Origin of the sequence: Clostridioides difficile ATCC 9689 = DSM 1296, from assembly GCF_001077535.1 — a bacterium.
Classification (GTDB): domain Bacteria; phylum Bacillota; class Clostridia; order Peptostreptococcales; family Peptostreptococcaceae; genus Clostridioides; species Clostridioides difficile.
This window is the reverse complement of the sequence record NZ_CP011968.1, coordinates 3863026-3875079: the sequence shown is the minus strand read 5'-3', so window position 1 is coordinate 3875079 and position 12054 is coordinate 3863026. Positions and strand designations below refer to the sequence as shown.

Here is a 12054-nt window from a genome sequence, read left to right as displayed (position 1 = left end):
ATAGAGAAAATATTCAAATATATATTGACTATTCAGAAAAATATGACTAATATATAATTTATAGAGAAACTAATTTTATATATAATGACTACTTAGATAAAAGAATCTAAAAAAATTATGAGAGGAGGAGTAGGGTATAAAATCAGATTATAAGTTTTAAGTTATTATACTAAAAAGCTATAAAACAGTTATCATGTATTTTATGTTAAAGGAAATTGTAGGTAGTTTATCGAATTGTTTAATCAGAAGAAAAAATTTCACATGGGGAGGTAACTGAGATATGTCAGAAAAAGTAAATGTTAAAACAGTCATCAGTTTCGCAGGTGCGTATGTAGCAACAGTAATCGGTTCTGGATTTGCAACAGGACAGGAAATAATGCAATTCTTCTCTTTTTATGGTTTTGCAGGTATTATTGGTGGGATAATTTCAATGGTATTATTCTCATGGATGGGTGCTTCAGTTATGTCAAAAGGTAAAGAGCTTCAACTTAAAGAACCTATCAAAATTTATCGTGTTTATTGTGGTAAGTATTTAGGAATATTCTTTGAATGGTTTGGACCTTTATTCTTATTTGGTGTTTTCGTAGTAATGATTTCAGGAGCAGGAGCAACTTTAACTGAATACTATGGATTAAATCCATTTGTAGGTAGAGTAGGTATGGCAGTAGTAGCATTATTAACTGTTTCACTAGGTCTTGATAAATTATCAAAGATACTAGGTGGAATAGGGCCTATAATAATAATCTTTACACTTTTAGTTGGTGGTATAAGTTTAGCTAAAAACATAGGTAATATAGGAGAAGCTGCACAAGTTCTTAGCACTGTAAAGATAGCTAAACCAGTTCCAAATGCCTATCTATCTGGTGTAATATATACTACTTATAACACAATTGTTGTTATGGCATTCTTAACTGGATTAGGAGCAAGTGCTGCTAACAAAAAAGAAGCTATTTGTGGTGGTATATTAGGTGGAGTAGCACTTATGGCTGCAGCTATAATGATGCACTTAGCTATTCTTTCTGATATAGGAAACTTATATTCAAAAGCAATACCATCATTATTCTTAGCAGATAAGATTTCACCAGTAATTGGAGTTTTATTCTCAATAATTCTTATATTAGGTATATATACAACAGCTGTACCTTTATTATGGTCAGTAACTAATAGATTTGTAGATGATAAACATCCTAAGTTTAAATTAATAACTTTAATAGCAGCTATATTAGGTCTTATAGGTGGCTTCCTACCATTTGATAAGCTGGTTGGTATTTTATATCCATATACTGGATATATGGGCGTCATAATACTGGTTTGTGTTCTTTATAGACAGATTACAAAAACATCTGGATATCAAGAAGGAATCAGTGACAAATAAGTATTTTTTAATATTGTAAACTCAAGAGCTATATGAAAACAATGAAAATGTTTTCATATAGCTCTTTTTATTTTTTAGCTCGTTTATTATGAAATAGAAAAAACATGTTTTTTAGTTACATTACATATATTTATAATTATGTATAAATATATACTAATCAATAATTTAGAGTCTAAGATAAGTTTATAAATCATATATTTAGAATATATGGGAGGAGTGATAAGATTGAATGTAAAGTTTAATATTAAAGGTATAATTTATGGAGTTATAGCTCTTGTATTCGTTATAGGGGGATTTATATTCATACCAAGTATGTTTGTAGAGAAATCTAAACCCATAGATTATACAGTATTACAAAGAAATTCAATACCAGAAAAGATATTAGATGTGATGGATAAGTATACAAATGAAGAAAGAGCATTAGCGGCTAAAATCGATAACAAAATATACATTATAGTGACTAGAGGAAATAATAAATATGGTATAGAAATGGACAAAATAGAAAGTGTGGTTGAGGAAGGAAAGGATGTTTTGAGAGTCAAGATAAAGTATAAAGATAAGGAAGATTCTTTTCCATACATAGTTGTTGAAACAAATATGAGTGAACTTCCAGATAGAATAGAATTAAATGCGACGAAATAAGAAGGTATTTTATAATTAAATAACTGCATATTGTACAATAAAGTCATGGTTTTTATTAATGTAAGTAAATTGTGTATGGTTCTTATTGTTGTAAAAGCCATGACTTAAAATGCTTATAAAGTAAGATATTAACAGTAGTATTTATTACTACATTAAATGGGGTCTGGAAATACTTAATATTCTAACTATTTGGAGTGATAATTCTAGTTTCAGTAACTATGTAGTCTAATTGTGCATCATGAGTTTCTTTTGGAATAGAATCGAATATCTGGAAGTCAAATGCTATGCCGATAGTTATAGCATCTTTTCTTAAGTTTTCTAAAAATCTATCATAAAATCCTCCACCATATCCTAATCTATAGCAATGTATATCATATGCTACAGCTGGTACAATTACAACATCTAAGGCCTTAATATCAATTGTAGGTGATTTTTCGTTAGGTTCTCTTATTCCATATGCTCCAATTCTCAATCCCTCTTTTAAATCTGTTATTTGAGTAGGGATTAATGTATGATTTTCTTTTATTGTGATGGGACTTGATACTATTTTCTTTAGAGACAAAAGTTTTTTGATTAAATTATCTGTTTGAACTTCATTGTTAAAATTTAGATAAAGCATTATATTAGTTGCATTTCTTATATCTTCCATTTGAAGTAATTTTTCAGTTATTAAATTTGAATTACTAAGTACAAAGTTTGCACTCTTATTTTTTCTTGATTCAATAACTTTTTTTCTAAATTCTTTTTTCATAAAATAATTCCTCCCTTAATATGTTATAATGTGTACAGCAATTGTATTTAATATAAATTTTAGTATAATTTATTGTAATAAAGCAATATATTTGGGTAAATGTAATAAAAATAACAGCTAGTCATATAATAATAATAGTTTATGTAAAAGGAGATGTATCTTGTGATTTCAAAGAAGAAAGCTATTTTTTTAGGGGTGATTTTAGTAATTATAACAGCTATGGTTACATCAGCATTTCAGTTGACATTGGGGAATAAAGTTGTAATATCGAAAGAACTCTATGAAGACTATAAAAAATATGATAAGTTGTTAGGACTAGAATCTATCATAAAACAAGATTTTTATAAAAAAGTATCAGATACTGATTTGGTAAATGGAGCATCAAAAGGTCTATTTCTAGGAACAAATGATAAGTATTCTGGTTATTATACTAAAGATGAAATGGAGAATCTAATTAATGATAGTGAAGGTTCTTATGTTGGTGTAGGTATGTATATAGGGGCATCAAAAGATGGTGGCTTAGTAGTAGTTCCCATGAAAGATTCTCCAGCAGAGAAAGCAGGTGTAAAATCAGGGGATAAATTAGTAAAAGTCAATGGAAAATCTGTCTCATATAAAAATTCAGATGAAGCTGTTCGTATGATGAAGGGTAAAAAAGGGAAAATAGTTGAACTGACTATATTAAGAGAAGATAAACAATTGAACTTTAAAGTAAAAACAGACCAGATAATTGAGAAGAGTATAGAAAGTAAAGTAATTGATAATGATTTAGGATATATAGAAATTACCCAATTTATATCAAGTACATATACTGACTTTGATAAAGCTTTAAAAGAATTAAAAGCAAAAAATATCAAGGGATTAGTAATAGACCTTAGAAATAATCCTGGTGGAATGCTAGATATATGTAAAGAAGTTGCTGATGAGTTAATTGGTGAAGGAACTATAGTATATACAAAAGATAATAAGGGAAATACTGAGTACTTGAAATCTGATAAAGAAAAATTGGGACTTCCAATAGTAGTGTTAACTAATGGAGAAAGTGCTTCTGCTGCTGAAATATTAACAGCTGCAATCGTTGATAATAAAGAAGGTATTTCTGTAGGGACTACAACTTTTGGTAAAGGGTTGGTACAATCAGTTGTAAGATTGAAGGATGGAACAGGATACAAGCTAACTACTGCTCAATATTTTACACCTAATGGGGATTATATCAATGAAAAAGGTATAAAGCCTACTATTGAAGAGAAAGATGAAAATAAACAGTTAGATGTAGCAACTAAGTGGCTTAGAGAACAGATTGATAAATAAAATTTAATTTTTATAAATTTATATTGTAAAATAAAGAACCTTAATAAAAGGAGTGTCTCAAAATTAACTTTTTAGGGTCTTTAAAATAAAGTGTGTATTCTTCTAAAAAGTAGTGATAATTGAAATATTAAATATCACTATATAAAGGAAGGTGCACACTTTTTATGCTTAATAAAAACAAAATATTAAAAAACTTATTGAAGAATATGATGTTAAAACAACTACAGATATTCAAGATATGCGAAAAGATTTATTTGCAAGTACAATTCATCAAATGTTAGAAGTATAGCTTGATGACCATTTAGGTTATGATAGATATGACAATAAGAATAAAAATACTAAAAACTCTAGAAAGGGATATAGAAATAAAAATATTAAATCAGATTTTGGAGAAATAACTTTAAATATTCCAAGAGACCGAAATGGAGATTTTGAATTAAAGGTAATTAGAAATTATGAAAATGATATATCTCATTCTCTAATAGATAAAATTACTGATAGAGTTATACCTTTAGCTCATTTAAGTATTTATTTTGAAGAAAAAATTTAAAATCTAAGTTAATAAAGAAATATTTCAAAAAAATTAAGAAATTTTCTTAAAGGAGTAATAATTTTTGCAAAAATAAAAAAACATCAAAGTAAGGCTATGATTTTTAAAGGCATAGCCTTACTTTGATGTTTAATTATTACTTAAAGAATAAATTTTTATTTGTAGTGAAAACTCCGTAGATTCTATTAACATGTATACAGCAGGTTTTTGCTTTAATTTATTTAGAGTCACGCAATATCTATATCATGGGTACCACCATAGTTGTATAGGAAGTTATTTCACCGAATCCTTTTCTTACTTTATCGTATATTATATTGTTGTATTATTCTTAACATTAGTCTAAAGTACTTTCTATAATTTACTAAATTCAGTTTGCAAGTTATTGGCTTGTTCTTTAAGGACTTTAATTAAATATTCTTCTCCTTTGTGCATTAATCGATTGCTAGGACCAGTAATACTAATAGCACATATTAAATCATTATTGCAATCAAAAATAGGAACTGCATAACAAGACAATCCATATTCATACTCTTCATTGTCTATTGATAAATTTAGTTCCAGTATTCTTTTTTTAGCTAACAGAAACTCGTTATACTCTGTGATTGTATTTACAGTACGCTTTTCTAAGTTATTAAAGTAATCTTGAAGAAATTCTTCGGATTCTTGACTTAGGAATAATTTCCCCATTCCTGAACAATACAAAGGACTAACAGGTATAAGGGTTGTTTGTAATTGATAAAACTCTCCTTCTATTGATTTTACAATAATAACTTCATTTTGATAACGGATACCTAGATTTACGGATTCTCCAGTTTCTTTGCTGATTTTTTGCAAATAGGGTTCTGCTACAGAAATTAATTTATTTTCTTGGCTTGTTCCCTTCGCATAAGATAATAAACGATAATCAAGAGTATAGTCGCTGTTTTCTAATTGCTTTATAACATGAATCTCTTCAAGTGTTTTAACTATACGAAAGACATTAGTCTTAGGAATAGATAATATTTCTGAAATTTTAGCAATACCTATACTTCCTTTTTCATTAATAACATCAATTATTCTAAAACTATCAACTATGTTCTTGATAATAGGACTCTTCTTCTCCATAATTGCCCACCACCTTTCTTTTAAATTCTAAGTCTAATTAGTTAAAATGGCAAGACGTATTTTCAAACTTCATATATGTAAAGCTCACTAATTATTAGTATTTTTTCACTAATTTTAGTTGTTTCTTTATAAAAAAGAGATAAAAACAAAAAAACTTTGTTATTTATTATTAAAGGTATTGACTATATGATTTTATAATAGTATTATAATTTTGGAACGTGTTCCGAAATTATAAAAGGGGGTAATAAAATGAAAGTTAGTATTATTGGTGCAGGTGCTGTAGGTGCTACAACTGCTTTTACACTTGCTAAAACAAGTTTTGTAGATGAAATTGCAATTGTTGATATTGATCAAAACCGTGCAAAAGGAAATGCATTAGATATTCTTCATGGATTATCTTTAATGCATGAAACAAGAATTGTTTCAGGTGATTATGATTGTGCAATTAACTCTGATGTTATTGTAATTACTGTAGGAGTACCTGAAAAAGTTGGCGAATCACGTTTGGTTCCATTACAAAAAAATGTAAAGATACTTCAGGATATTATACCAAAGATCACAAGTACGAGTCCTAACGGATTATTATTGGTTGTAAGTAACCCAGTCGACATCATAAGTTACTTTTCTCAAAAAATTTCAGGGTGGGAAGCAAAACGTGTTATTGGTTTAGGTACAACCCTTGATTCCGCTCGTTTAAATTATTTAATCGCTCGTGATTTAAAAATTTCACAAACTGATATTCAAGGTTTAGTAATTGGTGAACATGGTGACTCTCAAGTTGTTGCTTGGAGTCAAACAAGTGTTAAAGGAACACCTTTCTTGGATTATGTTAAATCTAATAACATCTCGTTACAAGAAGATTACTGTAATAATTTGGCTCAAGAAGTTAAAGATACTGCGTTTGATGTATGGGATATGAAAGGACCAAATTGTTACTGTGTTGCCTTGGCAATTGAGCGTGTAATTAAAGCAATCGCTCGTAATGAGCATGCAATTTTACCAGTTAGTCAGCCAGCTGATTCAGAAATGTATATCAGCCAGCCTCATATAATTGGACGTGATGGTGTACAAAGAAGAGTTATCTTATCTTATGATACTCAAGAGTTAAATGCATTTGATACGTCTTATCAATCATTGCAAGATATTGTTAAACAAATTGAAATTTAATTAAGGGAGAAGGATTTCATGAATATTAGTCAAACAAAGGGTTTCTTTAAGTTCCTTATCTTAACTTTACTAGGTATTGTATTTTTATTGATTCCATTTCGGTTCGAAAATGGCATGGATACAATATTATTTCACTATCTAAAATTATTTATTTCAGAAAATCATGCTGTTATTCAAACAATTGTAGTCTTGTTGGTTTGTCTTAGTGCAACCTTATCTCTTATAGATCAATTGTTACCAAATACGATTTTACGTAAACAAAGATTACTTAAGAAACTGTTCTCAACGACACCTTTCTATGTATTTAATAGAATCATGGGTGTAATTATTGCTATGCTTTGTTATTTACAAATAGGTCCTAAATTCATCATTTCAATCGATACTGGTGGCGCAATGCTTGATTTAGGAACACAACTTTCTGTACTTGTACCATTGATGCTACTATTTCAAACACTTATTTTAGAGTTTGGTGCTATGGAGTTTTTAGGACAATTGATAGGGTTTATTGCAAAACCATTATTTAAACTTTCAGAAATTTGTGCTGTGAATATAATCAGTGCCTGGGTTGGTCCTGGTAATGCTGCAATTATTGGTACTAAAGAACTTTTTGAAAAGGGATACTTTACAGTAAAGGAATCCGCTGTTATCGGAAGTCAGTTTTCCATCTCAAGTATTGGTTGGGTTGTACTGGTTTGTTAAGTTTTAGACACAATGGATCATTTTGCTTTAATATTCTTAGGAATAACTCTGATAGGTATAATCTTAGCTTTCATAAATGTAAGAATCCCACCTATTTCTAATTATCCTGATACTTATGTTGATGGTTCAACAACTTCTAAAATTGTCTCTAGCACACAAGGGACACGACTGCAACGTGCTATTATACAATCAAGTATGCGTGCAAACCAAGTTACTTTAAAAAATTTTACAAGTAAGATTGATAATATGAGCTTCTATGTTTTATGGCTAACACCTATTATTATTTTCTGGGGGGCATTAGCACTTATTGTTTCATTGTATACTCCTCTATTAACTTGGGTATCTTATCCAATAGAATTAGTATTGAAGTTAGCAAATATCTCTGAACCAGCAATTACTGCTAGCGCAATTATGTCAGGATTTGCGGATAACTATTTACCAGTTATCTTGGGCAAAGGATTAGAATCCATTGAAAGCAAAACAATCATTACTATGATGAGCATCCTACAGCTTATCTTTATGTCAGAAATCGCAACATTACTTCAGTCATGTAAAGTTGTAAAAAGTTTTAAAGATATTATTATTATATTTTTACAAAGAACTATTATCGCCCTACCATTTGTAATTATATTTACAAAGCTTATTCTATAAGATTTAAAGGTTTTAAAGTGCTTGAATGATTATTCTTTAATAGTCTTTCTTTTCATAATTTAGATTGATGAACATTCCTTGAAATATCTTTTGTATAAGGGAGTTTGCTAAAATATATTGTTAATTTTTTAATATTTATTTAATTTCTTATTTAAAGAAATTTTGAAGTCATCACTTCAAATAGTTATATTGAATATTCTATTTATTTTTGTGATTTTCAAACTATCATTATGTAAAGCATTATATAGCCAACCTGGATATCTAATTGAATTTGTTAAAAATTAAATTTATAAAGATAAAATATGTGAATTATATTAAAAATATACATAAGTAGAAGATATAGGGTTGGTAATTCTAATATTACAAGCCCTATTTTATATTATTTATGGAGTCTTTAAAATAAAGTGTGTATTCTTCTAAAAAGTAGTGATAATTGAAATATTAAATATCACTATATAAAGGAAGGTTCCTACTTTTAGTTTATGAGGCACTCTTTTTGTATGAAATCAAATGTATTTTCATCATTTTAACAATGAAAAAGAGGCTTATCTCTATTTTTAGGAAGCCTCTATAACTTTATATTGAATCTATTTATTAACTTTGTACATACATATACCACTTATATAAGTTTCGTATATATTAAAGTCCTTATCTGTTACTATAAAATCTGCCTCCATACCTTGATGTATGGAGCCACAAACATTATCAATATTACAACTTAAAGCAGGGATATATGTAGCCATTTTTATTGCATCTTCTAAAGTGGCTATGTTCCAATCAACTATATTTCTCACAGCCTTGTCCATAGTTAATACACTTCCAGCTAAACTCCCACTATTTAATCTTGCAACACTATTTTTTACATTTACATTAAACTTACCAAGAGTATATTTTCCATCCTCCATAGCACCAGCTCTCATACAATCTGTAATTAAAGCTATGTTATTACTAGACTTAGCATCCATCATTATTTTAACAGCTATTGGGCTTACATGATGACCATCACAAATTAATTCAGCATAAGTATCTTTTAGTACCATAGCAGCCCCAACCATTCCAGGTTCTCTATGATTTAAAGGACTCATCCCATTATATGTATGTACAAACACTTTAGCACCTGAATTAACGACTTGTTTAACTTGCTCAAATGTAGCTGAACTATGACCAAGAGAAACTGATATATTATTTTTAGTTGCATATCTTGTTAATTCTATTGAACCTTTACGTTCTGGAGCAATTGCTATTTTTCTTATTAAATTTTTCGATTTTTTTTGCCATAATTTTAATATATTGATGTCAGGGTTTTTAAAATATTTTTCATTTTGAGCGCCCTTATATTTTTCTGTAAAAAATGGACCTTCTAAATAAATCCCTTGTATTTTTGCACCCTCAACTCGATTGAAGCTATTGCTTATATTTTCTACAGAATCACTTAGTGTATCTACAGAATCAGTTAAAGTTGTAGGTAGGAAAGATGTTACTCCATATTTTAATAAGCCTTTTGAAATTGTGTTTATTGCTTCAAATGTATTGTCCATGACATCTGCACCTAAAAGACCGTGAATGTGAGTATCAACTAAGCCAGGAGCAATATATTTACCTGAAAAATCTATAACATTATCAGTAACATTAGGTCTTTCTTGTTGAAATTCACCGAATTTGCCATTAATTATACTAAGGTAACCTTTTTCTTTGATTCCATGTTTCATAAAAAATTTATCTGCATAAATAAAACTTTTCAAAATAACCTCCTTATAATTATACTATCATTGTGGCATTGACGCTTATAATATCATTCTGTTTTCTTGAAAGTTATTTAACTTACTATCTTACATGTCTTACTCTATATACAAATTTATCGCTTCTAGCGACACTCAAAGTAAATTCAATAACTATATTGTCATCATTATATGTGGTACGAAGTAATTTCAGACAAGGTGAATCTCCTGGTACTTCCAATAACTTAGCTTCCTTATCAGAGATTATTCCAGCTGAAAATTCTTCATCAGCAACTTTAATAATCTCGCCATAATCTTCTCTAAATATTTCATATAAAGGTTTTTGTTCGATTTTTTCTTTTGTCAATCCTATAAATTCTTTCATAGGAAGATATGTTCTTTCAAGCATCATAGGAAGGTCATCAGCAAGTCTTAAACGCATTATTTTTATCATTTTTTCACCAGGAGTTATACCTAATTTTTCAGAGAAATACTTTGTACTTTCTACTACCTCAAATGATAATACCTTTGTACCTGGCTTTTTTCCTTGTGTTCTCATATAATCTGTAAAGCTATAACTTTCCATTAAGTTTTGAGAATTTTGACTTAGTGCAGCAACAAAAGTTCCTTTTCCATGTCTTTTGTATATATATCCCATATGCTCTAACTCAGCCATAGCTAGTCTAACTGTGGTTCTACTTACTCCATATTCATCACAAATTTTTCTTTCGGAAAGCATTCTATCGTTTGGTTCCATCTCATTTTCAATCTTAGTTCTTAATATCTCAACAAGCTGGTCATATATTGGTCTTTTATCATTTCTTTTTATCATAAAAATATAGTCCTTTCTAAGTGGTTATTACCACAATTTGATTATAGAATATAGAATTATTTATGTCAATGAATAAAGTTTAATCAAAATTCAATAAGTAAGGCTATTAATTTATTATAAAATTATGGTACATTGACAAAACAAGTAAAATAATTTATATTCAAATTGGTAATAACCACTTTGGATATATTATATGAGGTATTTTTTATTTTACAGATTAATTTATTGTTTAGAAAAGTAAAAATTAATAATGAGGAGAATCTAGTATGATTACAGTAATAACATTCAACCCATCTATAGATAGAATGTATAGAGTGAATAATATAAACATAGGTGAGGTGCAAAGGGTAGTAAGTAAGAATGCAACTGCTGGAGGTAAAGGATTAAACGTAGCTAAGGTATGTAAAATTTTAAAAGAAAATCCTTTAGCTATGGGATTTCTAGGCGGATTTAATGGAGAATTTATAAAAAATGAACTTAGAAAACTAGATATACAAAATAAATTTACAAAAATAGAGCAGGAAACTAGAAATTGCTTAAACATAATTGAGGACAATAAAGTTAGTACAGAATTTTTAGAAAAAGGACCAATAGTAGAAAAAAGCGATTTAGAGAGATTTGAAAATGATATAGAGGAAGTACTAAAAAATACTAAAATACTGGTAGCTTCTGGTAGTTATTGTGAGAATATGCCGATAGACTATTATGAAAAGATAGGAAATATATGTAGAGCAAATAATATAAAGTTTATATTAGATACATCAGGAGAAGCATTAAAAATAGCTTTAAAATCAAAACCATATTTAATAAAGCCAAATATAGATGAAATAAGACATTTATTAGGAATGAATATAGAATCAAGAGAAGAAATTATCTTGTCAGGAAAAAAACTTATTGAAATGGGTGCAGAGAATGTATGTATATCTTTAGGAAAAGATGGTATGGTGTATTTAAACGAAGATAATGTATATGATGTAAAAGTACCAGTTGTAAAGTGTATAAATACTGTAGGTAGTGGAGATAGCACAGTGGCTGGATTTAGTGTAGGTATTTTAAGGGGTTATAAAATAGAAAATTTACTTAAATTTGCAAATGCTTGTGGTATAAGTAATGCTTTAAATATGGAAACTGGATTTGTAGATTTGGTAGAAATTGATAAATATCAAGATTTAGTTGAAGTAAAAAAGTTAAGTTAAATACATTTAATGGGAATATAATAAATTTAATGTTGTTGTAATAGATTTTAATTTTAAT

The 12054-nt window shown here is 28.5% G+C and carries 11 protein-coding genes and 1 pseudogene; 8 read left to right on the top strand and 4 right to left on the bottom strand.

All coding sequences use genetic code 11. From position 1 onward, the window contains the following. Positions 1-280 precede the first annotated feature (280 nt). Both CDIF1296T_RS17945 and CDIF1296T_RS17940 read left to right on the top strand, forming a co-directional pair. Entirely contained in the window at positions 281-1375 is a 1095-nt protein-coding gene (locus CDIF1296T_RS17945; RefSeq protein ID WP_003437819.1) for a YkvI family membrane protein, read from the top strand. Positions 1376-1600: 225 nt separating this feature from the next. Next, a complete protein-coding gene (locus CDIF1296T_RS17940) occupies positions 1601-2017 on the top strand; it encodes a hypothetical protein (RefSeq protein WP_009894025.1) in 417 nt (138 codons plus the stop codon). A gap of 181 nt (positions 2018-2198) precedes the next feature. Here the strand turns inward: CDIF1296T_RS17940 and CDIF1296T_RS17935 are convergent, their stop codons facing one another. Beyond that, complete coding sequence (locus CDIF1296T_RS17935) at positions 2199-2768, bottom strand: 5-formyltetrahydrofolate cyclo-ligase (RefSeq protein ID WP_003437817.1); 570 nt, start codon at positions 2766-2768, stop codon at positions 2199-2201. Between the two features lie 153 nt (positions 2769-2921). Between CDIF1296T_RS17935 and CDIF1296T_RS17930 the strand changes: the two genes are divergently transcribed. Continuing rightward, on the top strand, positions 2922-4079 hold the full coding sequence (locus CDIF1296T_RS17930; protein ID WP_021388753.1) for a S41 family peptidase: 1158 nt from the start codon (positions 2922-2924) through the stop codon (positions 4077-4079). A gap of 164 nt (positions 4080-4243) precedes the next feature. After that, positions 4244-4596 (top strand): annotated as a pseudogene (locus CDIF1296T_RS20190) (transposase); the annotation flags it as partial. Positions 4597-4980: 384 nt separating this feature from the next. Here CDIF1296T_RS20190 and CDIF1296T_RS17920 read toward each other — a convergent pair. Next, positions 4981-5733 carry an IclR family transcriptional regulator gene (locus tag CDIF1296T_RS17920; protein ID WP_018112708.1) on the bottom strand — a complete coding sequence of 251 codons (753 nt, stop codon included), beginning with the start codon at positions 5731-5733 and terminating at the stop codon, positions 4981-4983. A 249-nt stretch (positions 5734-5982) separates the two neighbouring features. Between CDIF1296T_RS17920 and CDIF1296T_RS17915 the strand changes: the two genes are divergently transcribed. The 3 genes from CDIF1296T_RS17915 to CDIF1296T_RS17905 are packed head-to-tail and all read left to right on the top strand — an operon-like array spanning position 5983 to position 8250. After that, positions 5983-6900 (top strand): lactate/malate family dehydrogenase, encoded by a 918-nt coding sequence (locus tag CDIF1296T_RS17915; protein ID WP_009898697.1) that lies wholly within the window; start codon positions 5983-5985, stop codon positions 6898-6900. A gap of 18 nt (positions 6901-6918) precedes the next feature. Further along, a complete protein-coding gene (locus tag CDIF1296T_RS17910; RefSeq protein WP_009898696.1) occupies positions 6919-7599 on the top strand; it encodes a hypothetical protein in 681 nt (226 codons plus the stop codon). Between the two features lie 12 nt (positions 7600-7611). Then, positions 7612-8250 carry a hypothetical protein gene (locus CDIF1296T_RS17905; RefSeq protein WP_009898695.1) on the top strand — a complete coding sequence of 213 codons (639 nt, stop codon included), beginning with the start codon at positions 7612-7614 and terminating at the stop codon, positions 8248-8250. A gap of 587 nt (positions 8251-8837) precedes the next feature. Here CDIF1296T_RS17905 and nagA read toward each other — a convergent pair. Together nagA and CDIF1296T_RS17895 are read right to left on the bottom strand one after the other, a co-directional pair. Continuing rightward, entirely contained in the window at positions 8838-9992 is a 1155-nt protein-coding gene (gene nagA / locus CDIF1296T_RS17900; protein WP_009898693.1) for an N-acetylglucosamine-6-phosphate deacetylase, read from the bottom strand. An 82-nt stretch (positions 9993-10074) separates the two neighbouring features. Continuing rightward, positions 10075-10800, bottom strand: a complete 726-nt coding sequence (locus tag CDIF1296T_RS17895; protein WP_003425811.1) for a GntR family transcriptional regulator — start codon at positions 10798-10800, stop codon at positions 10075-10077. A 266-nt stretch (positions 10801-11066) separates the two neighbouring features. Here CDIF1296T_RS17895 and pfkB point away from each other — a divergent pair, with 266 nt between their 5' ends. Continuing rightward, entirely contained in the window at positions 11067-11996 is a 930-nt protein-coding gene (pfkB, locus tag CDIF1296T_RS17890; RefSeq protein ID WP_009898691.1) for a 1-phosphofructokinase, read from the top strand. The last annotated feature ends 58 nt before the right edge of the window (positions 11997-12054 follow it).